This is a genomic window from Methylobacterium sp. TK26 (genome assembly GCF_055361565.1).
Genome location: NZ_CM143965.1, coordinates 1,107,367 through 1,127,500 on the forward strand (window position 1 = coordinate 1,107,367; position 20,134 = coordinate 1,127,500).

20 protein-coding genes (1 of these 20 cut by a window edge) are annotated in these 20,134 nt (G+C 70.9%); 15 read left to right on the top strand and 5 right to left on the bottom strand.

Translation table 11 applies throughout. From position 1 onward, the window contains the following. The first annotated feature begins 58 nt into the window (after positions 1 to 58). The 3 genes from hfq (at position 59) to ACXJ1Y_RS05480 (ending at position 3,081) form a co-directional block, all read left to right on the top strand. On the top strand, positions 59 to 310 hold the full coding sequence (gene hfq, locus ACXJ1Y_RS05470) for an RNA chaperone Hfq (RefSeq protein WP_238249876.1): 252 nt from the start codon (positions 59 to 61) through the stop codon (positions 308 to 310). A gap of 114 nt (positions 311 to 424) precedes the next feature. Further along, the gene (gene hflX, locus ACXJ1Y_RS05475; protein WP_463849115.1) at positions 425 to 1,834 is read left to right on the top strand and encodes a GTPase HflX; all 1,410 of its coding nucleotides are present in this window, start codon (positions 425 to 427) and stop codon (positions 1,832 to 1,834) included. Further along, positions 1,831 to 3,081 carry an adenylate/guanylate cyclase domain-containing protein gene (locus tag ACXJ1Y_RS05480; RefSeq protein ID WP_463849116.1) on the top strand — a complete coding sequence of 417 codons (1,251 nt, stop codon included), beginning with the start codon at positions 1,831 to 1,833 and terminating at the stop codon, positions 3,079 to 3,081. The genes hflX and ACXJ1Y_RS05480 overlap by 4 nt, the downstream gene beginning before the upstream one ends. Positions 3,082 to 3,181: 100 nt before the next feature. On the opposite strand, the gene ACXJ1Y_RS05485 is transcribed toward ACXJ1Y_RS05480, so the two are convergent. Beyond that, positions 3,182 to 3,433: an AbrB/MazE/SpoVT family DNA-binding domain-containing protein gene (locus ACXJ1Y_RS05485; protein ID WP_463849117.1), complete on the bottom strand. Its 252-nt coding sequence runs from the start codon at positions 3,431 to 3,433 to the stop codon at positions 3,182 to 3,184. A gap of 169 nt (positions 3,434 to 3,602) precedes the next feature. Here ACXJ1Y_RS05485 and ACXJ1Y_RS05490 point away from each other — a divergent pair, with 169 nt between their 5' ends. The 4 genes from ACXJ1Y_RS05490 (at position 3,603) to ACXJ1Y_RS05505 (ending at position 6,997) form a co-directional block, all read left to right on the top strand. Beyond that, the gene (locus tag ACXJ1Y_RS05490) at positions 3,603 to 3,833 is read left to right on the top strand and encodes a hypothetical protein (RefSeq protein ID WP_463849118.1); all 231 of its coding nucleotides are present in this window, start codon (positions 3,603 to 3,605) and stop codon (positions 3,831 to 3,833) included. A 97-nt stretch (positions 3,834 to 3,930) separates the two neighbouring features. Next, positions 3,931 to 4,818 (top strand): putative selenate ABC transporter substrate-binding protein, encoded by an 888-nt coding sequence (locus ACXJ1Y_RS05495; RefSeq protein ID WP_463849119.1) that lies wholly within the window; start codon positions 3,931 to 3,933, stop codon positions 4,816 to 4,818. Positions 4,819 to 4,832: 14 nt separating this feature from the next. Then, positions 4,833 to 5,498 (top strand): ATP-binding cassette domain-containing protein, encoded by a 666-nt coding sequence (locus tag ACXJ1Y_RS05500; protein ID WP_463849120.1) that lies wholly within the window; start codon positions 4,833 to 4,835, stop codon positions 5,496 to 5,498. Further along, the gene (locus ACXJ1Y_RS05505) at positions 5,498 to 6,997 is read left to right on the top strand and encodes a PhnE/PtxC family ABC transporter permease (RefSeq protein ID WP_463849121.1); all 1,500 of its coding nucleotides are present in this window, start codon (positions 5,498 to 5,500) and stop codon (positions 6,995 to 6,997) included. Before ACXJ1Y_RS05500 ends, ACXJ1Y_RS05505 begins: the two co-directional genes overlap by 1 nt. Here ACXJ1Y_RS05505 and ACXJ1Y_RS05510 read toward each other — a convergent pair whose 3' ends face one another. Both ACXJ1Y_RS05510 and ACXJ1Y_RS05515 read right to left on the bottom strand, forming a co-directional pair. Then, positions 6,998 to 9,262 (bottom strand): TonB-dependent siderophore receptor, encoded by a 2,265-nt coding sequence (locus ACXJ1Y_RS05510; protein WP_463849122.1) that lies wholly within the window; start codon positions 9,260 to 9,262, stop codon positions 6,998 to 7,000. Between the two features lie 174 nt (positions 9,263 to 9,436). After that, positions 9,437 to 10,669: an alpha/beta hydrolase gene (locus ACXJ1Y_RS05515; RefSeq protein ID WP_463849123.1), complete on the bottom strand. Its 1,233-nt coding sequence runs from the start codon at positions 10,667 to 10,669 to the stop codon at positions 9,437 to 9,439. A 239-nt stretch (positions 10,670 to 10,908) separates the two neighbouring features. Here ACXJ1Y_RS05515 and ACXJ1Y_RS05520 point away from each other — a divergent pair, with 239 nt between their 5' ends. After that, positions 10,909 to 11,049 (top strand): hypothetical protein, encoded by a 141-nt coding sequence (locus tag ACXJ1Y_RS05520; protein ID WP_243951935.1) that lies wholly within the window; start codon positions 10,909 to 10,911, stop codon positions 11,047 to 11,049. 4 nt (positions 11,050 to 11,053) lie between these two features. On the opposite strand, the gene ACXJ1Y_RS05525 is transcribed toward ACXJ1Y_RS05520, so the two are convergent. After that, positions 11,054 to 12,694: an acyl-CoA synthetase gene (locus ACXJ1Y_RS05525; protein ID WP_463849124.1), complete on the bottom strand. Its 1,641-nt coding sequence runs from the start codon at positions 12,692 to 12,694 to the stop codon at positions 11,054 to 11,056. A 69-nt stretch (positions 12,695 to 12,763) separates the two neighbouring features. Beyond that, positions 12,764 to 13,321: a PAS domain-containing protein gene (locus ACXJ1Y_RS05530; protein WP_463849125.1), complete on the bottom strand. Its 558-nt coding sequence runs from the start codon at positions 13,319 to 13,321 to the stop codon at positions 12,764 to 12,766. Positions 13,322 to 13,660: 339 nt separating this feature from the next. On the opposite strand from ACXJ1Y_RS05530, the gene ACXJ1Y_RS05535 reads away from it, so the two are divergent. The 7 genes from ACXJ1Y_RS05535 to metG form a co-directional block, all read left to right on the top strand. Continuing rightward, positions 13,661 to 14,308, top strand: coding sequence for a division plane positioning ATPase MipZ (locus tag ACXJ1Y_RS05535; protein WP_243951932.1), 648 nt, complete (start codon positions 13,661 to 13,663; stop codon positions 14,306 to 14,308). Beyond that, complete coding sequence (locus ACXJ1Y_RS05540) at positions 14,292 to 14,633, top strand: ribbon-helix-helix domain-containing protein (RefSeq protein WP_463849126.1); 342 nt, start codon at positions 14,292 to 14,294, stop codon at positions 14,631 to 14,633. The genes ACXJ1Y_RS05535 and ACXJ1Y_RS05540 overlap by 17 nt, the downstream gene beginning before the upstream one ends. A gap of 273 nt (positions 14,634 to 14,906) precedes the next feature. Then, a complete protein-coding gene (locus ACXJ1Y_RS05545) occupies positions 14,907 to 16,118 on the top strand; it encodes a septal ring lytic transglycosylase RlpA family protein (RefSeq protein ID WP_463849127.1) in 1,212 nt (403 codons plus the stop codon). 135 nt (positions 16,119 to 16,253) lie between these two features. Continuing rightward, the gene (locus ACXJ1Y_RS05550) at positions 16,254 to 17,474 is read left to right on the top strand and encodes a D-alanyl-D-alanine carboxypeptidase family protein (RefSeq protein WP_463849128.1); all 1,221 of its coding nucleotides are present in this window, start codon (positions 16,254 to 16,256) and stop codon (positions 17,472 to 17,474) included. A 16-nt stretch (positions 17,475 to 17,490) separates the two neighbouring features. After that, on the top strand, positions 17,491 to 18,180 hold the full coding sequence (gene tmk, locus ACXJ1Y_RS05555) for a dTMP kinase (RefSeq protein WP_463850044.1): 690 nt from the start codon (positions 17,491 to 17,493) through the stop codon (positions 18,178 to 18,180). Beyond that, positions 18,173 to 19,213: a DNA polymerase III subunit delta' gene (locus ACXJ1Y_RS05560; RefSeq protein ID WP_463849129.1), complete on the top strand. Its 1,041-nt coding sequence runs from the start codon at positions 18,173 to 18,175 to the stop codon at positions 19,211 to 19,213. The genes tmk and ACXJ1Y_RS05560 overlap by 8 nt, the downstream gene beginning before the upstream one ends. Next, a protein-coding gene (gene metG / locus ACXJ1Y_RS05565; RefSeq protein ID WP_463849130.1) for a methionine--tRNA ligase crosses the window boundary here: on the top strand, positions 19,213 to 20,134 show its 5' portion. 692 nt of this gene lie beyond the right edge of the window; only the first 922 of its 1,614 coding nucleotides appear in the window; the start codon lies at positions 19,213 to 19,215; its stop codon lies off the right edge, out of view. The genes ACXJ1Y_RS05560 and metG overlap by 1 nt, the downstream gene beginning before the upstream one ends.

Below are 20,134 nucleotides of genomic sequence, written 5' to 3' on the forward strand. Positions count from 1 at the left end.
AGGCGGCGGACCATCCCGAACCGGGCACTCCCATCGGGACAACAAACAGGCGAAGAAAATGGCCGGCGAGCGCGCACAGAACCTTCAGGACACCTTCCTCAATCATGTCCGCAAGAACAAGATCCCGCTGACGATCTTCCTCGTCAACGGCGTTAAACTGCAAGGCGTCGTAACTTGGTTTGACAACTTCTGCGTGCTGCTGCGCCGGGACGGTCATTCCCAGCTCGTCTACAAGCACGCCATCTCGACCATCATGCCGGGCCATCCGGTTCAGCTCTTCGAGCCGGACGAGACGCCCGAGAAGGCGTAAGACCTCGCCCTCTCCCCGATCCAAAGGGAGAGGAGCCAGCCGGTTGGCATCCGCCCCGCCCGCGCCCATATGAGCGTGAGCGAACAAGAGCGAACCGGCGAGCGCCATTTCTGCATGAGCGAGACTTTGACCTCGGGTGAGGCCCGCCTCCGGGCCCACGCGGCGCCCGAGGGCGAGATCGCCGCCTCGACCCGAACCCTGGTGATCGGCCCCTACCTCGCCCGCAACGCGGGTCCGGCGAGCCGGGTCGCCGCGCCCTCCCGCTCGGTGGAGGCGCGGCTCGACGAGGCGACCGGCCTCGCCGCCGCCATCGAGCTCGACGTCACCCAGAGCCTGCCCATCACCCTGCCGCGCATCCGGCCCTCGACCTATCTCGGCAAGGGCCGGGTCGATGAGATCGCCGGGCTGGTCAAGGCCGAGGAGATCGGCCTCGTGGTGATGGATTGCGCCCTCTCGCCCGTGCAGCAGCGCAACCTCGAGAAGGCCTGGGGCGCCAAGGTCATCGACCGCACCGGCCTGATCCTGGAGATCTTCGGCCGCCGCGCCTCCACCCGCGAGGGCACGCTGCAGGTCGAACACGCGCACCTCGCCTATCAGAAGTCGCGCCTCGTCCGGTCCTGGACCCACCTGGAGCGCCAGCGCGGCGGCTTCGGCTTCCTCGGCGGCCCCGGCGAGACCCAGATCGAGGCCGACCGGCGGATGATCCAGGAGCGCATGACCCGGATCGAGCGCGATCTCGACGCCGTCGTGCGCACACGCGGCCTGCACCGGCAGAGCCGGGCGCGGGTGCCGTACCCGATCGTGGCGCTGGTGGGCTACACCAATGCCGGAAAGTCGAGCCTGTTCAACGCCCTGACCCGCGCCGAGGTCACGGCCAAGGACATGCTGTTCGCGACCCTCGACCCCACCGCGCGGGCGACCAAGCTGCCCCATGGCGAGACGGTGATCCTCTCCGACACGGTGGGCTTCATCTCCGACCTGCCGACCCCGCTCATCGCGGCCTTCCGCGCCACGCTGGAGGACGCCATCGAGGCCGACGTGCTGCTGCATGTGCGCGACGTCAGCCACGAGGACAACGCGGCCCAGGCCGAGGATGTGGGGCAGGTGCTGCACGAACTCGGCATCGACACGGCGGATGGCCGGCTCATCGAGGTCTGGAACAAGGCCGACCTGCTGGACGAGGACGAGCGCAAGCGGCTCTTCAACCTCTCCGGCCAGGGCCGGGTGCGCAACGACCGCGACAGCGACGCGCCGGTCCTCGTCTCGGCGCTGACGGGGGAGGGGCTGTCCGCCCTCATCAGCCGGATCGAGGCGCGGATCGCGAAGTCGCGCACGAGCTTCGCGGTGTCCCTGCCGCCGGAGGACGGGGCCGCCCTGCACTGGCTCTACGAGAACGCCGAGATCCTCGACCGGCGCGCGGAGCCGGACGGGACGCTGCACCTCGCCGTGCGCGTCGCCCCCGAGAAGGAGCCGCGCTTCCTCAACCGCTTCGGCGGCGCCCGCCGCCTCGGGCGCGCCGGATGACACCGCCTGCGACGGCGGTCCCCGAGACCGCCCACGACGCCGCCCTGCGGGTGATGCAGGAGGGTGGGCAGCCGCGTCTCACCGCGCTGCGGATCGTCATCCTCCTCGTGCTGCTCATGGCCGCCCAGGCCTATGACGGCTCCCTGCACGCCCTGAGCCATTGGTTCATCCTGGGCCTCTACGGCCTCGGCACGGTGTGGTTCGGGCTCGGCGAGCGGGGGCGGAGCCGGTCCGCGACGGCCTATTCCTGGGCGGGGACCGGCCTCAACGCCGTGCTCGCGGTCTACGTCATCGTGGAGCACATGCTGGCCGGGGGCGGCACGGGGGAGGGCGCCGACGCGGTGAGCCGCCTGCCCGCCTACCTGCTCCTGCTGCAGACCGGCCTGAGCATGCAGGTGTCCCACACCCTGCTGTTCTGCGCCATCGTCACCGCGAGCTGGGTGGCCGCCTTCCTCGTGGGGCTCGCCTACCCGGGGCTGTTTCCCGGCCTGAACGGCGACGCGCCGATGCAGGTGATCGGGCTCGCGACCTTCGTCGCCACGGGCCTCCTCGTCATCGACGGCGTCACCCGCCTGCGCCGGGCCGTGGACCGGACGCTGGAGGTGGAGGGCGAGCGCGGGCGGCTCGCCCGCTTCGTGCCGAACGCCGTCGCCCGGGACCTCGCCCTGGACGCGATGGGCCTCCACCGCCGCCATGCCTGCCTGCTGATCCTCGACATCCGGGGCTTCTCGGCCCTCAGCCAGCGGCATCCGCCGGAGGAGATGGTGGCCGCCCTGATGGCCGTGCGGGCGCAGACGCAGGCCGCGGTGGCCGCGCAGGGGGGCATGGTCGACAAGTATATCGGCGATGCGGTGCTGGCGCAGTTCATCACCGGCACGGCGGAGGAGCAGGCCCGCGCGGCGGCGGCCTGCGCCCTCGACGTCCAGGCCCGCCTCGCGGCGGTGAACGCCCGGCGCCGGGCGGAGGATCGCTTCGAGATCCGCACCGCCACGGCGATCCATGCCGGCACCCTCCTCGTCGGCGTGTTCGATGACGGGGTGAGGGCCGAGTACACGGTGCTCGGGCCGGCGATGAACATGCTGGCCCGCATCGAGGTCCGCGCCAAGGCCGCCGACCTCGCCATCGCCGCCTCGGAGGAGATCGTGCGCCTGCTGGGCGGCCCCTTCGCGACGCCGTTCCGGCCGCACCCGGTCCCCGGCACCGAGACGGAGCACGGCGCCCTCTACACGATCGACGCGGAATCCTAGCGGATCACCTCGACCGCGCCGATATGACCGGCGACCAGGGCCGCACCGGGTTCGTCACGCAGCAGAGCGATCACGGCGGAGGTGTCGAAGACGACGGAACTCACGGTTTGGCGTTCTCGTCGGCACGGCGCTCCTGCAGGAAAGCATCGGTATCCGCATCGTGCTTGGCGTGCTGGCGGTAGAGAGCCTGAAGCTTGGCGACCACGTCACTGATGGGCGACAGGCGCACGTCTTCCCCATCGACCGTGACGATGATCCGTGTCTCGCCCGTCACCCCCATCGCTTCGCGCACCGCCCGTGGCAGAACCATTCGACCGTTGGCTGCCAGTTTCACATCGGTGACAAACGCCATTCGAGCCTCGCAGCCTCATGAATGCCACTCTGCCCTATAGCATTTTCAGGGCGCGATGGCATTCGAGACCTTGAAACAGCCCTCCCGATCACGTTCCCGTGCGCCAGGAACTCCCTTGTGCGCGACCGGTTCGCCTGCGGCAGCGCGTGGCTGCGGAGAGTTCATTCCCATGAAGAAGACCGTCCTCGGCGCGCTGCTCGTCCTCGGGCTCGCCGCCGGCACCGCCGCCCCGTCCTTCGCCTCGCCCGGCGACGGCCTCGACCGCGACGCCGCCGCCCAGGGCAACGGCCGTTTCGGCAACATGCACAGCGAGGCCCGGATGGGCTCGCGGGCCGCGATGATGCGCGGCCACGGCATGCGCCCTCACCGTCATGCCCATCACCGCCGCCACCATCACTGATCGCCGAACCGGCGCGCCGGGTGCATTCCCCTCCGCCGCCGCGTGCTCTACGTGGCAGCGGCGGGGGCATCGCCCCACGCGCCGGGATGGGGGGATCATGGTCGGGATCGGACGAATCGCGCGGCTCGCCTGCGGGCTGCTGGCGGCGGGGCTCGCCCTCGCGGGGCCGGCCTCGGCCCAGACCAAGCCGCCCCTGGTCTTTACCGGCATCCCCGATCAGGACGAGAGCCGCCTCGTGGAGCGGTTCGGCAAGGTCGCGCAGTATCTCGAAGGCAAGCTCGGCGTGCCGGTGCGCTACGTGCCGGTGAAGAGTTACCCGGCGGCGGTCACGGCCTTCACCAACGGGCAGGTGCAGCTCGCGTGGTTCGGCGGCTTCACCGGGGTCCAGGCTCGCAAGGCGGTGCCGGGCTCGCAGGCCATCGCGCAGGGCGCCGAGGATGCGGCCTTCCGCTTCTATCTCATCGCCAACGCCGCCACCGGCCTCGCCCGCGCGGCGGAGTTTCCGAAATCCATCGCCGGCAAGACCTTCACCTTCGGCGCCCGCGCCTCGACCTCCGGCCGGCTGATGCCGGAATACCGGATCCGCGAGGCCTTCCCCGGCAAGAGCCCCGAGCAGGTCTTCTCCCGCGTCGGCTTCTCCGGCGACCATTCGCGCACGATCCAGCTCGTGCAATCCGGCGCGTTCGAGGTCGGCGCCGTCGACTTCTCCGTGTGGGACCTCGACTCCAAGGCCGGCAAGGTCGATCCGAAGGCCGTCTCGGTGATCTGGGAGAGCCCGCCCTTCCCCGATTACCAGTGGACGGTGCGCGGCGACGTGGATGCGACCTACGGCGCCGGCTTCACCGAGAAGCTCCGGGCGGCGCTCGTGGGCGTCACCGATCCGGCGATCCTCGAACCGTTCGGGCGCTCGAAGTTCATCCCCGTCACCAACGCCGCCTACGAACCGTTGATCGAGGTCGGCAAGGCGACGGGCCTGCTCGACTGATCCGGGACAGGCCGGTGTCCGAACCCCTCCTCGTCCTCAAGGGCGCGCGGGCCGCCTATGGCGGGCGCGAGGTGCTCTCGGGCATCGACCTGACGATCCGCGCGGGCGAGCGCGTCGCCCTGATGGGCCGCTCCGGCGCCGGCAAGTCTACCCTGCTCGGGCTGATCCGCGAGCGGATCCCCGAGCAGGTCGCCCTGGTGCCGCAGGCCGCCGCCCTGGTGCGGACCCTGACCGTGTTCCACAACGTCTACATGGGCCGCCTCGACCGCCGCCCGACCCTGCACAACCTGCGCACCCTCGTCCGCCCGGCCAAGGCCGACATCGCCGCGGTGGAGGCGGTGCTCGCCCGCGTCGCCATGGCGGACAAGCTCTGGGCGCGGGCGGGGGAGTTGTCCGGCGGGCAGCAGCAGCGGGTCTCGGTGGCCCGCGCCCTCTACAACGGCCGCCCGGTCCTCGTCGGCGACGAGCCGGTCTCGGCGCTGGACCCACGCCAGGGCGCCGCCGTCCTCGCGACCCTGGCCGCGACCCACGAGACCCTGATCCTCGCCCTGCACGACATCGCCCTGGCGCAGGCGCAGGCCGACCGCATCGTGGTGCTGGAGGCCGGGCGCATCGTCCTCGACGCCCCGGCATCCGAGGTCGATCCCGCCCGGCTCAGGCCGTTCTACGAGGCCGCCTGATGCGCCTCGCCCCGCGCCTGCCGGGCTATCGCGTGGTGAGCGGCGGGTTCGCCCTCGCCGCGCTGCTCTGCCTCGCCGTGGCGGACCTGCACGTCACCACCCTGCACCCGTTCGCGGAACTCTCGCGACTCCTCGCCGGGCTGATCCGGCCGGATGTCGGGTCCGTCGAGGGCTGGAGCGTCGTCTACACGGTCGCCTTCGCGGTGCTGGGCGTCGGGTGTGGGGCCGGGGTGGGGTTCCTGCTCGCCATCCCCTTCGCCCATTCGCGGACCGTGCGCGTGACCTGCGCGGGCCTGCGCTCGGTGCACGAACTGTTCTGGGCGCTGCTGCTGATGCAGGTCTTCGGCCTCTCGGCGACGACCGGCGTGCTCGCCATCGCGCTGCCCTATGCCGGGATCTGCGCCAAGGTCTATTCGGAGATCATCGAGGAGGCGGACCTCTCGGCCCTGCGCGTCCTGCCGCCTCGGACGGGGGCGGTCTCGGCCTTCGCCTATGCCCGCCTGCCCGACCTCGCCGGGCGCTTCGCGGACTACACCCTCTACCGCCTCGAATGCGGGATGCGCTCCAGCCTCGTGCTCGGCTTCATCGGCCTGCCGACCATGGGCTTCACCCTCGAATCCGCCTTCCGGCAGGGGCGCTACGCCGAGGCCGGGGCGCTGCTCCTCGTGTTCTACGCGCTGATCGGGACGCGGCGGCTCTGGGTGCGGCGCTGGACCGTGCCGTTCCTCCTCGTGGGCGCCCTCCTGGCCCTGCCGCCCGCCATCGGCCATGCCGCGATCGGCCCGAGCCTCGTCCGCTTCCTCACCCACGACATCGTGCCCGCGCCGCTGCGGGGCGGGGAGGGGTCTTGGATGTCCCTTTGGGCGTGGTTCCGGCCGATCCTCACCGATCAGATCCTGCCCGGCGCCGCGCAGACCCTGGTGCTGGCGCAGATCGCCCTGGTGGCGACGGCGATCGGGGCGCTGCTCCTGTTCCCCCTCACCGCCCGGCGCTTCACCGGGCCCCTGGGGCGGCCCTTCGGGCGGGTGCTCCTCGTCGTGGTGCGCTCCACGCCGGAATACATGCTGGCCTATCTCTGCCTGCAGCTGCTCGGCCCCTCGATGCTGCCGGCGATCATCGCCCTGTCGCTGCACAATGCGGGGATCATCGGCTACCTGATGGGCCGGCACGCCGACGCCATCCCCTACCGGCCCGACGCGCCGCGGGGGCTGAACCTCTACGCCTACGAGACCCTGCCCCGGCTCTATGGGCAGTTCCTGGCCCTCCTCCTCTACCGCTGGGAGTTGATCCTGCGGGAGAGCGCCATCTTCGGCATCCTCGGGGTGACGACCCTCGGCTTCTACGTCGATGCCGCGATCTCGGAGCTGCGCCTCGACGTGGCCGTGGTGCTGATCGCGGCCACCGCCCTCATGACGATGGCCGTCGATGCGCTCTCCCGCGCCCTGCGCCGGGGCTTGCGGATCACCGACCTGCCGACGCGGCTCTCGGATCAGGCCTGATCACCACTTGTAGCTCAGGCTCGCCAGCACCCGGCGGGCGTCGCCGTAGAAGCACGAGTTGAAGGCCTGGCAGGAGGAGACGTAGCGGCGGTCGCCGATGTTCGTGGCGGTGACGGCGAGCCGCCAGCGGTCCCAGTTGTAATGGACCTGCGCGTCGAACAGCACGTAATCCGGCACCCGGTAGAGGTTGGCCGTGTCCGCGAAGGAGCGGCCGAAGTAGCGCACGCCGCCGCCGAAGCCGAAGCCGCGCAGGGCGCCCACGGGGATCGTGTAGTCGAAGAAGGCGTTGGCGAAGTTCTCCGGCACGTTCACCGGCACCTTGCCGAGGATGTCGGCGCCGCCGCGCTCGTTGGTGAGCCCGTAGATCGTGTAGGAGGCGGCGACGTCGAGGCCCTCGAACACGTTCGCCACCAGCTGCGCCTCGAAGCCTGTGGAGCGGACCTCGCCGAGCTGCACCTGGAACAGGGTGTTCACCGGGTCCGGCGTCAGGGTGTTCTTGCGGTGGATGTCGAAGCCGGCCAGCGTCAGGAAGTAGCCCTGGCCCGGCGGCTCGAACTTCACGCCGCCCTCGATCTGCGTGCCCGTCTCCGGCTTGAACGTGTCGCTGAGGCGGCCGGTGCCGATCAGCGGCTGGAACGAGGTCGAGTAGCTGACATAGGGGGCGAGCCCGTTGTCGAAATTGTAGATCAGCGCCGTGCGGTAGGTCGTGCCGTTGTCGCTGCGGCCGGTGTTGCCGAGGCCGTTGTTGAGCTTGTCGACCACCCGGTTGTCGGCGAAGTCCTGGCGCCCGCCGAGCAGCAGGGTCAGCCGGTCGGTGATCTTGATCTGGTCCTGCACGTAGAGGCCGAGCTGCGTGAAGGTGTTGGAATTGATCAGGTACGGGCTCGGGATTCCGTCCGCGCCCGCATAGACCGGCGCCACGATGTTGAGGTTCGAGGCCGGGAACAGCGACGCCTGATTGTCGGTCAGGCGGTAATCCTTGTAGTCGAGCCCCATCAGCACGTCGTGGCGGAAGAACCCGTCCGAGAAGCGCGCCTCGGCCTGGTTGTCGACCTGGAAGATGTTCACGCGGGCATGGTCGCGGAACTGGTAGCGGGCGAGCTGGGTCTGGGTCGCGTCGCCGAAGGCGTAGCCGAGCTGGCCGATGTCGGAATTCTGGAAGCTCTCGCCGAACGAGTAGCGCAGGTTCTGGCGGAAGGCCCAGGTCTCGTTGAAGACGTGCTCGAACTCGTAGCCGAGGAAGGCCTGATCGCGCTGGTAGGTGTTGAGCCGCGCGTCGCCGACGTTGAGCGAGCGGGGGATGCGCAGGCCCAGCGCCTGCGGCCGCACCGTGCCGATATACGGCAGGAAGTTCGCCGTGACGGCGGTGTTGTCGTGCTGGAACGAGGTGAGCACCGTCAGGCTCGTCGACCCGTCGGGGCGGTAGGTGACGCTCGGGGCGATGGAGTAGCTGTCGTCGGGGGCGCCATCGACCTGCGTGCCGCCGTTCCGGCCGTAGCCGGTGACGCGGTAGAACCAATGGCCCTCCTTGTCGGCCGGACCGCCGAAATCGTAGGCCGCGTATTTCTGGCCGAAGGAGCCGCCGCCGACCTCGACATATCCGAAGGGCTCGGTGGTCGGCCGCTTGCTCACCTGGTTGACGATGCCGCCGGGGGAGCCCGCGCCGAACAGCACCGCCGCCGGGCCGCGCAGGATCTCGATCCGCTCCAGGCCGAACGTGTTCACGTTGAAGTAGCCGAAGCCGTAGTTCAGCGTCTGCAGGCCGTCGCGGTAGATGCCGTAATCGCTGACGTTGAAGCCGCGCAGGTAGATGAAGGTGTTGCGCGTGTCGAAGCCGAAGGAGCCGGAGAAGGCGCCGGCCACGTACTGCGTCGCCTGGGTCAGGGTCTGGGCGTTCTGAGAGTCGATCTGCTTCCGGCCGACCACGGTGATGGATTGCGGCGTCTCCACGAGCCGCGTGTTGGTCTTGGTGGCGGTGGCCGAGCGCGTCGCCACGTAGCCGGCGACAGGCCCGCGCGGATCCTCAACGCCGGCGGGCGAGCCGATGGAGGCGCCCCCCGCCACGGGCCCCGTCACCCCGCCCGCGCCCCGGCTCTCGACGCTGATCTCGTCGAGCTGGACGCTCGCGCCGCCGCGCGGCGTGGCCTCCTGCGCGCGGGCGGCCGTCAGGGCGGCGAGGGAGGTGCCGGCGAGGATGAGGGCCCGCAGGGCCCCCTTGCATGTACGACCGACTCTCACTGCCCCACTCCCCGAACGGCCAGCCATCCCCGTTCACCGGGAGGTCCCGGCGCGGCTGCCATGTTGTTTAGAACTATGATAAACTATTGCGCCGACTGCGCTTTTCAGAATGGGTACGTGGCAAAGGACACGCTCGCAAGGGCGTCGCGAACGCTTACGCAACCCTGTGGCGAATCGATCACGCCCGCGCGAGGCGGCCCCTCACGGGCGCACGCGCCCGGACAGCCAGCCCATCAGGGTGTCGGCGACGAGGTCGCTGTTCTTCTCGACCATGACCATGTGGCCGTTGCCCCGCACCTTCTGGTCGGCGAGGTGGATCACCTCGGGCTTGGCGCCGGCCTGGGCGAGGAAGGCGGCGGTGCAATCGTCGTAGGTGGCGTGGAAGGAGGCCTCCGCCGTCACGATCACGGCGGGCACCTTGGCGATGTTGGGCAGGGCGCGGACGGGCTCGCCCTGCAGCCAGCAGCGGACCTGCCCGTCACCGGGGGCCTTGGCCTGCTGCACCACGGCGAGGTCCTCCGGCGTCTTCACCGGGGGCGCGAAGGTCAGGGGCATGCGGGTGATGCCGTAGGCGCGGGCGCGGCCCTCGCCGGTCTTCTCCCAGAAGTCCTTGCCGCCCCGGAACTTCACGTCGAAGAAGGGCGGACCGCCCGGCTCGACGGCGATATGCGCCTTCACGAGGTCGGGGCGGGAATCCGACAGGGCCCAGCCGAACAGCGATCCCTGGCCGTGGGTGACGAGGATGACCGGGCCCGTCCGGTCGAGGAGGGCGCCGAGCGCCGCATCGACCAGATCCTCCGTCTGCTGGGAATTGGCGAGGTAGGGGACCTGGCTCGCGTAATACTGGTCGAAGCTCGGGTTGCCCTGGACGCCCGGCCCGCCGGCCCATTGGGTGTGCAGCTTGGCCTGCGGATAGAGGTCGTAGACCTCCGGCGCGGTGAAGGTGCGCTCCAGATCGCGGGTGCCGAGGCGGTCGTAGGGGCCGTAGACCTCCGGGTTGGTGCCGGAGCGCCCGCGCCCGACCTGATCCACCACGTAGACCTGGTAGCCCCATTCCACGAAGCGCTGCGCCCAGCCGGAGCGGCCGTCCGGCGTGGTCATGAAGTTGAGGCCGCTCTGGGCGAGGCCGTGGACCATCACCACGGGATAGGGCTGCGTGACCTTCGCGGAAGTGCGGACCTCCACGAACATCTGCCCGACCATCAGGGTCTTCTCGCCGACCTTCTGGTAGCGGCCGCCGACGAAGAAGTAGCTCGCCCGCGTCACCGGATCGCCGGGCGCCGGGGCGGCGGGTTCGTTGGCGGGCCGGGCCACCGTGCCCTGCGCCAGGGCGGCGGAGGCACCGGGACCTCCCGCGAAAAGGCCTCCCACGACGATGAGGCCTGCGATCCGCGCCGCCGTCACCGCGCCGAAACCCCGCCCGTACCGACCCATCCGATCCCCCGCGTCATGCCGCGACCGTCGCGGGCACCTGTGAACGCCCGCGCCCGCGCCACATATCCAATGGCCGGCGGCGGCGCATCGGGTCTCGCTACGCGATCCGCATGACGATTCGTGTGGCGGGGGGCCTGCGTCACCGCATCCCCCGGCTGCATGCCAGCCTCACCGCCGGGGAATCTGGCGGAAGCGGTCGGGGATCGCCACCTTGGGTCGGCGTACAGGAGGAACCTCACGTGGATCCCACACTCGCCCAGGCCGTCCTCGCCGCCGGACTCGCCGCGATCGGCCTTGCCGCGCTCCAGGCCTCCCTGGCCCCCCGCCGGATGCCGGTACGGGTGAAGGCGAGCGCGTCCCGCCGCCCGCGCCGGGACTGAGCCGTCAGGCGCCGTCCGTACCCTCGCGGGCGCGGGCGCGCAGGATGTATTTCTGCACCTTGCCGGTGGAGGTCTTGGGCAATTCGCCGAAGATCACGTGGCGCGGCAGCTTGTACGAGGCGAGCCGCCCCCGGCACCATTGGATGAGGTCGTCGGCGGAGGCCGAGGCCCCCGGCTTCAATTCGACGAAGGCGCAGGGGGTCTCCCCCCATTTCGGGTCGGGCCGGGCCACGACGGCGGCGGCCGTCACCGCCGGATGCTTGAACAGGGCGTCCTCGACCTCGATCGAGGAGATGTTCTCGCCGCCGGAGATGATGATGTCCTTCGAGCGGTCCTTCAGCTGCACGTAGCCGTCCGGGTGCTTCACCCCGAGGTCGCCCGTGCGGAACCAGCCGCCCTTGAACGCCGCCTCCGTCGCCGCCGGGTTCTTGAGGTAGCCGCGCATCACGACGTTGCCGCGCATCATCACCTCGCCCATCGTCTTGCCGTCGGCGGGCACGGAGTCCATCGTCTCGGGGTCGCGGACGTCGAGGGCTTCGAGCACCGGATAGCGCACGCCCTGCCGCGCCTTCTTGGCGGCCCGCTGGTCGGCGGAGAGGGCGTCCCAATCCGCGTGCCACGCGTTGACTACCGCCGGGCCGTAGCTCTCCGTCAACCCGTAGAGATGCGTGACGTCGAACCCGGCCTCGGACATGCCGGCGAGCACCGCCTCCGGCGGCGGGGCGGCGGCGGTGAAGAACGACACCCGGCGGGGGAGGGGGCGCCGCTCCGCGTCCGAGGCGTTGATGAGGAGCTGCATCACCACCGGCGCGCCGCAGAGATGCGTGACGCCGTGCTCGGCCATCAGCCGGTACATGGCCTCGGCCCGCACCTGCCGCAGGCAGACATGGGTGCCCGCCACCACCGAGAGGGTCCAGGGGAAGCACCAGCCGTTGCAGTGGAACATCGGCAGGGTCCACAGATAGACCGGGTGCTGGCCGAGCCCGCCCGTCACCACGTTGCCGAGCGCCAGCAGGGCCGCGCCGCGATGGTGGTAGACCACGCCCTTCGGGTCGCCCGTGGTCCCGGACGTGTAGTTCAGGGAGATCGCGTCCCACTCGTCCGCGGGGAGGGGCCATTCCGCCTCCGGGTCCCCGGCGGCGAGGAGCGCCTCGTAGCCGAGTTCGCCCAGGGCCTCGCCGGGGCCGTCGTATTCGGGATCGTCCACGTCGATGACGAGGGGGGCTGCGGCCATGCCCTCCAGGGCCGGACCGGCGATGCGGGAGAATTCCCGGTCGGTGATCAGGATCTTCGCCTCGCCATGCTCCAGGCAGAAGCGGATCGCGGCGGCGTCGAGGCGGGTGTTGAGGGTGTTGAGCACCGCGCCCGTCATGGGCACGCCGTAATGGCACTCGACCATCTCGGGGGTGTTGGCGAGGAGCACGGCCACCGTGTCGCCCCGGCCGATGCCCCTCGCCGCCAGCGCGGAGGCGAGGCGGCGAGCGCGGCCATAGAGGTCGGCATAGGTCCGGCGCAGCCCGCCATGGATCACCGCCACGTGGTCGGGGAAGACCCGCGCCGCCCGGTCGAGATAGAGGAGGGGGGTCAGCGGCTGGTAATTGGCCGCGACCCGGTCGAGATCCCGGTCGTAGATCGTGTCGCCCATCGTCCCCTCCGTCGTTGGCGGGGACGGTAGCGTGCCGGTGCCCGGCAGTTCAATCGCCTCGGGGCCGGCTCAGTGACGGGATTCGTCCTCGGGCTCCGGCAGGAAGCGGGCGAGTTCGAACCCGACCTCGATCATCAGGCGCTCGACGCGCTCGATCAGCACCGGGCGCTGCAGCGTCTGGGCGAGGCCGCGCAGGGCGATGACGTGCTCGGCCATGCGGTTCATCAGCTGCTCGGTCTGGTGCAGGCCGGCGGATTGCTCCTCGGTGCGGTCGATGGCGATGCCGCAGCCCTGGGCGACGGAGCCGCTGGCGTCGCGCTCGATCCGGCCGCGCATCACCAGGGTGCGGATGCCCGCCCGGGCGTCGCAGGTGCGGAACTCGGCCTCCACGGGGCCGCCCATCGCGCTCACGGCGTAGAGGTAGTTCTCGATCCGCGCCCGGTCGTCGGGATGGGTGCGGTCGAGGAAGGTGGCCAGCGGCACGCCCTGCGCCGCCGCCACCGGATCGAGCCCGAGCAGACCGGGGAAGGCGCCCGAGAGGGAGAGGCAGCCGGCCCAGTGGTCGTGCACCCAGGTGCCCACAACGCCGGACGCCTTGAGCACGGATTGGGGGATCTGTGAGTCCATCGTCATCGTCCTGGCCGCTGTTTACCTGAGGTTAGACTGCTCAAGGTTTCCGGCACCTGTTGGAAGGACGCTACGTCATTCACTTCACACTGGAAAGCCCGCCCCGGCGATTCACGGCCATTTCTAAACCTGAAGTATGATTTCCACCGAAATTTCCGCGCAGCCGGGCGGATGCCGGGGCAGGGGCCCTTAACGAAGCATTAACCATGCTGGGACCAATTCGGGATCCTGACATCCTTGGATCTCAGGATCGCACAGGATGCAAAACGACGACTTCAGGTTGCACGGGGGACCGTGCCGTCCTGGCGTCGTGCCCGCACGTGCAGGAGGACGTCCCGGATGAAAGCGCTGACCTTCGTCACCCAGAAGGGCGGGAGCGGAAAGAGCACGCTCTGCATCTCCCTGGCCGTCGCCGCCCGCGAGGCGGGGCATTCCGTCTGCATCCTCGAGATGGACCGTCAGGCCACCGTCTCGGACTGGCTCGACCACCGCACGGTGGAGGGGCCGGAGGTCGCGCAGATCGACGCCGCCCAGCTGGAGCCGGTGATGGAGCGCCTGCGCGACTCGGCCTACGATTACGTCTTCATCGACACGCCCGGCGTCGATTCCCCCGGCACCCTGTCCGCGATCCGTGCCGCCGACCTGTGCATCATCCCCTGCCGGCCGACCCCCGCCGACCTGCGCGCCTTCAAGCCGACGCTCGCCGCGATCTACCGGCTGGAGAAGAAGTTCGCCTTCGTCCTGAACCAGACCCCGCCCCGCTCCTACCGGGTGCGCGACGCCGCCGACGGCCTCGCCGTCCTCGGCATCCTGCCGGACGTGAACATCGTCGCCCGCACGGACCACCAGGACGCGATCGGCCTCGGCCTCGGCGTCACCGAGCTGAACCCGAAGGGGCAGGCCGCCGCCGAGGTGCGCAAGCTCTGGTCCTGGATCGAGCGCCGCAGCCAGAACGCCCGGACGGACAAGCATGTCCAAGCCGCCTAAGCTCAGCCTCGCCGCCATCGTGGCGGCGGCGACGCCGCCGGAGCGCTCCGCCCCGGCCCGCGCCGTGACCTCCCTCCGCAGCGCCGAGATCGTCTCCCTCGCCTCCGCCGCCCGTCCGGAGCCCGTCCCCGAGACCCGGACGCTCAAGCAGCGCGCCCGCCAGATGTCCGTCTATCTGGAGCCGCCGGTCTACGATCAGCTGCGCGACCTCGCCCATGCCGAGCGCACCAAGATGCACGGCCTGATGCTGGAAGCCCTCGACCTGCTGTTCAAGCAGCGCGGTTCGCGCTCCATCGCCCAGCTGACGGAGCATCCCCCGCGCTGATTCCCTTGCCCCGAGAATTTCCCTGCCCCGAGAGCGGGATGGGCCTCGATCCTCGCGCACCGCGCGAGGATGTCTTTTCCGAAGGCCGGGGTAGCCGCGCCCGCGCAGCCCCTTGGAAGCACAACCTTACGTAGAGGTTGAAGCGGGGCAGTGAATCGTGACGTGTCTGAGCGATCCGTTCAGCCTTCCTTTACGTCACACCGACAATTCTCCGCGGACCCGGTGCTGCCGGGCGACGTCCGGTTTTCACGCGTAGAGTTGGTGTCCCCGCGCATGACGCACCTTCGACCCGGGCGTTTGGCCCTGCGGTTCCTGGCCGTCTCCGGCGTGGCGCTCGCCACCGCCAACTGCGCCTCGAACACCGCGACGAAGTTCGCCGCCACCGGCAACGGCGTCGATCCGAAATACGGGGTGAAGGCGAGCCCGCGTCTCTATAACGAGGGCGACACGATCCCGAAGGGCGGCGGACGCCGCTACACCGGCAAGCCCTACGTGGTCGCCGGCCAGACCTACGCCCCCCGCGAGAACCCGGCGGGCTACGTCCGCGAGGGCCTTGCCTCGTGGTACGGCTCCGCCTTCCACGGCCGGATGACGGCCAACGGCGAGGTGTTCGACCGCCATTCCATCGCCGCCGCCCACCCGACCCTGCCGCTCCCGAGCTACGTCCGGGTGACGAACCTCGAGAACCATTCCTCGATGATCGTGCGGGTGAACGATCGCGGCCCCTATCACGCCGGGCGCGTCATGGACGTCTCGGAGGAGACGGCCGAGGCCCTGGGCTTCCACCGCAGGGGCACCGCCCGGGTGCGGGTGGAATATGTCGGCAAGGCGTCGCTCGCCGGCTCCGACGACCGCAAGCTCCTCGCCACCCTGCGCACGGATGGCCAGCCGGCCGGCTCGCGCTCGGCGGTGATGGTGGCCGATCTCGGCCCGGTGGAGGAGACGGAGAAGTTCAGCCGGGGGGCGACGCCGCTGGCCTACAAGCCGGCCCCCGAGCGGGACGAGGCCCCCGAGGAGGCCCCGCGCCGCCCCGTCCGCGCGCCGATCGTGCTGGCGAGCGCCGCCGTCTCCGTGCCGGCCGCCCTGCAGCCCACCGCGAGCCGCACCAAGGAGTTCAAGCCGGCGCCGGTCCGGACGGCGGCGGTCAAGCTCGCCCCGGTCAAGGTGGCGGCGGTCTCCGTCTCCGGCGGCAACCCGGCGGCGGCGCATGCGTCCGCCAGGGTCGCGGGCGCGCCGGCGACCCGCCTCGCCTCGGCGGCGCCCGAGCCCCACAGGCCGGCCGGGCGCGGCGCGCCCGCCGCGATGCCGGCCTCGGCCAAGCTCGCCATGGCCCAGCTCAGCGCCAAGGCGGCGCCGGCCGTCAGGGAGAGTGGCAAGGAGAGCGGCAAGGGGTCCGCGAAGCCGGTGGTGAAGCAGGCCGCGAAGGCCCCCGAGCCGCCCGCGCGGTCCGGCGGGCACGGCACGCGCTACGCGGGCATCTACTAGGCGCCGCATTGCGGCAATTCGCGTTCGATCCCGGTGGGGAAACGCGATATGGTCACGCTCGTTGCCGCCTGAGTTGTTTCGCGCCGCAGGTTTCTGCCCCACAAGCGCGCGACGCAGACCCGCCGGAGATCCGCGATGCGCAGGACCGTTCTGTCTCTCCTGGCCGCCGGCGTCGCCACGGCGCTGGCCCTGGCCACGCCCGCGTGGGCGCAATCCTTCCAGACGGCGGCGCCGCACGCGATCCTCATCGACGCCGATTCCGGCTCGGTCCTGTTCGAGAAGGCCGCCGACGAGCGCTTCTCCCCGGCCAGCATGGCCAAGCTGATGACCACGGACATCGTGTTCGAGGCGCTGAAATCCGGCCGCGTGTCCATGGACACCGAGTTCACGGTGACGGAGGACGCCTGGAAGCGCGGCGGCGCGGGGGGCGGGGGCTCCTCGATGTTCGCGCAGGTGAACAGCCGCATCAAGATGTCGGACCTGCTGCGCGGGCTGATCGTCCAGTCGGGCAACGACGCGGCGATCACCATCGCCGAGAACATGGCCGGCACCGAGGATTCCTTCGCCGGGCTGATGAACCAGCGGGCCAAGGCGATCGGCCTGACGAACTCCACCTTCCGCAACGCCACCGGCTACTCGGCGCCCGACCAGAAGGTGACGGCCCGGGACATGGCGAGGCTCGCCATCCACCTGATCGACACCTACCCGGACCTCTACAAGATCTTCTCCGAGCGCGAGTTCACCTGGAACAAGATCCGCCAGCAGAACCGCAACCCGCTCCTCACCCTCGACATCGGCGCGGACGGGCTCAAGACCGGCTTCCTGGAGGAATCGGGCTACGCGCTGACCGGCTCGGCGGTGCAGAACGGGCAGCGCCTCGTCCTCGTCGTCTCCGGCCTCAAGACCGCGCGGGACCGCGCCTCGGAATCGCGCAAGCTGATGGAATGGGGGTTCCGCGCGTTCGAGCCCCGGCAGGTCTTCGCCCCCGGCGAGACCGTGGCCGAGGCCTCGGTCTATGGCGGCGATGCCGGCTCGGTCCCCCTCGTGGCGAAGAAGCCGGTGCGGGTGCTCCTGCCGCGCGGCACCAGCGACAAGGTCAGCGCCAGGGTCGTCTACCAGGGCCCCCTCGTCGCCCCCATCACCGAGGGGCAGCAGGTCGGCGTGCTGCGGGTCCAGCGCGGCGACACCGTCGCCCTCGACCTGCCCCTCTATGCCGGCGCCTCGGTGGGGCAGGGCACCCTCAGCCAGCGGGCCATGGACGCGGCGCTGGAATTCGGCACCGGGCTGATGCGCAAGGCCTTCGACAAGGCCTCGGGCGCCAAGCCCGAGGACCGGGCCGCCGCCAACCCGTCGTGACCGCGCGCCCGTGACGATGCAGGATCCGACGCCCCCGAAGGGGGGCCTCTTCATCACGTTCGAGGGCGGGGAGGGGGCGGGCAAGTCGACCCAGGTCGCCCGCCTCGCGGCCACCCTGCGCGCCCGCACCGGCCGCCCGGTGGTGGTGACGCGCGAGCCCGGCGGCTCAGCCTATGCCGAGGAGATCCGCGCGGCCCTGCTCGCCGGGGCGGCCAAGCCCTACGGCCCCTTCGCGGAGGCCCTGCTGTTCAGCGCGGCCCGGCTCGACCATCTCGACCGGCTGATCCGCCCGGCTTTGGCCCGGGGCGAGATCGTGATCTGCGACCGCTTCAGCGATTCCACCCGCGCCTACCAGGGCGCGGCCGGCGGGCTCGACCCGTCCGTGCTCACCGCCCTGGAGCGGGTCGTGGTCGGCCCCACCCGGCCCGACCTGACCCTGATCCTCGACCTGTCGCCGGAAACCGGCCTCGCCCGCGCCGCCGCGCGGGGCGGGGAGGGGCGAGGGGAAGGAAAAGACCGGTTCGAATCCGAGGCGCTGAGCTTCCATGCCCGCCTGCGCGCCGCCTTCCTCACCATCGCCGCGTACGAGCCGGGGCGCTGCGCGGTGATCGACGCCACCGCCGACCCCGATTCCGTGGAGGCCGCCATCGCCACCACCGTCGCCGCGCGCCTGCCGGCCCTGGCCGGGGAGGGCGCCCATGGCTGAGGCGGCGGACGAGGAGATCGGCGACCGGGCAGGCATCCCCCGCCCCCGCGAGACCGCGACGCTGATCGGCCACGGCGCGGCCGAGGCCGCCTTCGCGGAGGGCATCGCCGCCGGGCGGCTGCACCATGCGTGGCTGATCGGCGGCCCCCAAGGCATCGGCAAGGCGACGCTGGCCTACCGGGTGGCCCGGCGGCTCCTGGCCTATCCGCAGGGCACCGGGCCGGCGGGCCTGGCGATCCCCGACAACCACCCGATCCACGGGCAGGTGGCGGGCCTGTCGCATCCCAACCTCGTGGCGTTGCGCCGTCACAAGGCTCACGGGGCCAAGACCCTGCCGACGAAGATCTCCGTCGACATGGTGCGCAAGGCGCTCGACCTCTTCGCCTCCACCGCCGCCGATTCCGGCTGGCGGATCTGCGTGCTCGACAGCGCCGAGGACCTGAACGCCAACGCCGCCAACGCCCTGCTCAAGGTGCTGGAGGAGCCGCCGCCGCGCGCCCTGTTCCTGATCCTCGCCCACCAGCCCGGCCGGCTCCTGCCGACGATCCGCTCCCGCTGCCGGGCGATGATCCTGCGCCCCCTGGCGGACGGGGAGGTGGGGCAGGCGATCCGCGCCCTGCCCCCGCCCTTCGCCCAGCCGGAGGATTCCACCCTGGCGCGGGCCATCGGCCTCGCGGAGGGCTCGGTCGGCCGGGCCCTCGGCCTCGTGGATCCCGTCACCGCCGGCTTGGTGGCGGAGGTCGAGACCCTGCTGTCGCGCGCCGCCAACCCCGATTGGGGCCGGGTGCTCAAGCTCGCCGAGACGCTCGCCGGCCGCGACGGCGAGGAGCGCTTCGCCGCCGCCGGCGACGCGGTGCTGCGCTTCGTCTCCGCCGAACTCGACCGGCGGCAGGGAGAGCCGGTGCAGCGCCTTGCGGCGCTCGTGGAGGTGTGTGAGAAGTTCGCCCGCAGCGCCCGGGAGGCCGCGGCCTACAACCTCGACCGCCGGCCCGTCGTCCTGTCGCTCTTCGCCGACCTGAGCCGGGCGGGGTGATGCACGGGGCGTCCCGGGTCCCTCGATCAGCGGACGCGAGCGTGACGGACGGCCCTTCCCCCCGCAAGACCTTCAGCCTCTCGACGGCGATCTCCTATCCGAACGGCGCGCCGCATATCGGCCACGCCTACGAGGTGATCGCCACCGACGCCATCGCCCGCTTCCACCGGCTGGACGGCTACGACGTGCTGTTCTCCACCGGCACGGACGAGCACGGCCTCAAGATCCAGCAGGCGGCGACCAAGGCGGGGATCACCCCGCGCGACTACGTGGACGGCACCTCCGCGAAGTTCCGCGAGATGGCCGACCGGATGGGCTGCTCCTACGACCGGTTCATCCGCACCACCGAGCCCGCCCATTACGAGGCCGCCCAGGCGATCTGGCGCCGGATGGAGGCCAACGGCGACATCTACCTCGACAAGTACGCCGGCTGGTACTCGGTGCGCGACGAGGCCTATTACGACGAGGCCGAGACGCGGCTGCTGGAGGACGGCTCCCGCCGCTCGATCGCCACCGACACCCCCGTCGTCTGGATGGAGGAGGAGAACTTTCTTTTCAGGCTCTCCGCCTACCAGGACAGGCTGCTGGCGCTCTACGAGGACCAGCCGGGCTTCATCGGGCCGGACACCCGCCGCAACGAGGTGGCGAGCTTCGTCCGCGCGGGGCTGAAGGACCTCTCGGTCAGCCGCACCAACTTCGACTGGGGCGTGCCGGTGCCGGAGCATCCCGGCCACGTCATGTACGTCTGGGTCGATGCCCTGACGAACTACCTCACCGTCACCGGCTTCCCCGACGAGGCTGACCCGAACAGCCGCTTCTGGCCGATGGACCTGCACGTCATCGGCAAGGACATCGTGCGCTTCCACGCGGTCTACTGGCCCGCCTTCCTGATGGCGGCCGGGCTGCCCCTGCCCAAGCGCG

Coding starts and splice junctions, on each gene's coding strand:
- tmk (WP_463850044.1), top strand. CDS start 17,491: ATGCAGGATCCGACGCCCCCGAAGGGGGGCCTCTTCATCACGTTCGAG.
- ACXJ1Y_RS05485 (WP_463849117.1), bottom strand. CDS start 3,433: ATGGCGTTTGTCACCGATGTGAAACTGGCAGCCAACGGTCGAATGGTT.
- ACXJ1Y_RS05530 (WP_463849125.1), bottom strand. CDS start 13,321: ATGGACTCACAGATCCCCCAATCCGTGCTCAAGGCGTCCGGCGTTGTG.
- ACXJ1Y_RS05545 (WP_463849127.1), top strand. CDS start 14,907: ATGACGCACCTTCGACCCGGGCGTTTGGCCCTGCGGTTCCTGGCCGTC.
- ACXJ1Y_RS05560 (WP_463849129.1), top strand. CDS start 18,173: ATGGCTGAGGCGGCGGACGAGGAGATCGGCGACCGGGCAGGCATCCCC.
- ACXJ1Y_RS05490 (WP_463849118.1), top strand. CDS start 3,603: ATGAAGAAGACCGTCCTCGGCGCGCTGCTCGTCCTCGGGCTCGCCGCC.
- ACXJ1Y_RS05535 (WP_243951932.1), top strand. CDS start 13,661: ATGAAAGCGCTGACCTTCGTCACCCAGAAGGGCGGGAGCGGAAAGAGC.
- ACXJ1Y_RS05510 (WP_463849122.1), bottom strand. CDS start 9,262: ATGGCTGGCCGTTCGGGGAGTGGGGCAGTGAGAGTCGGTCGTACATGC.
- ACXJ1Y_RS05550 (WP_463849128.1), top strand. CDS start 16,254: ATGCGCAGGACCGTTCTGTCTCTCCTGGCCGCCGGCGTCGCCACGGCG.
- ACXJ1Y_RS05480 (WP_463849116.1), top strand. CDS start 1,831: ATGACACCGCCTGCGACGGCGGTCCCCGAGACCGCCCACGACGCCGCC.
- ACXJ1Y_RS05540 (WP_463849126.1), top strand. CDS start 14,292: ATGTCCAAGCCGCCTAAGCTCAGCCTCGCCGCCATCGTGGCGGCGGCG.
- ACXJ1Y_RS05515 (WP_463849123.1), bottom strand. CDS start 10,669: ATGGGTCGGTACGGGCGGGGTTTCGGCGCGGTGACGGCGGCGCGGATC.
- ACXJ1Y_RS05505 (WP_463849121.1), top strand. CDS start 5,498: ATGCGCCTCGCCCCGCGCCTGCCGGGCTATCGCGTGGTGAGCGGCGGG.
- ACXJ1Y_RS05525 (WP_463849124.1), bottom strand. CDS start 12,694: ATGGGCGACACGATCTACGACCGGGATCTCGACCGGGTCGCGGCCAAT.
- hflX (WP_463849115.1), top strand. CDS start 425: ATGAGCGAGACTTTGACCTCGGGTGAGGCCCGCCTCCGGGCCCACGCG.
- hfq (WP_238249876.1), top strand. CDS start 59: ATGGCCGGCGAGCGCGCACAGAACCTTCAGGACACCTTCCTCAATCAT.
- ACXJ1Y_RS05495 (WP_463849119.1), top strand. CDS start 3,931: ATGGTCGGGATCGGACGAATCGCGCGGCTCGCCTGCGGGCTGCTGGCG.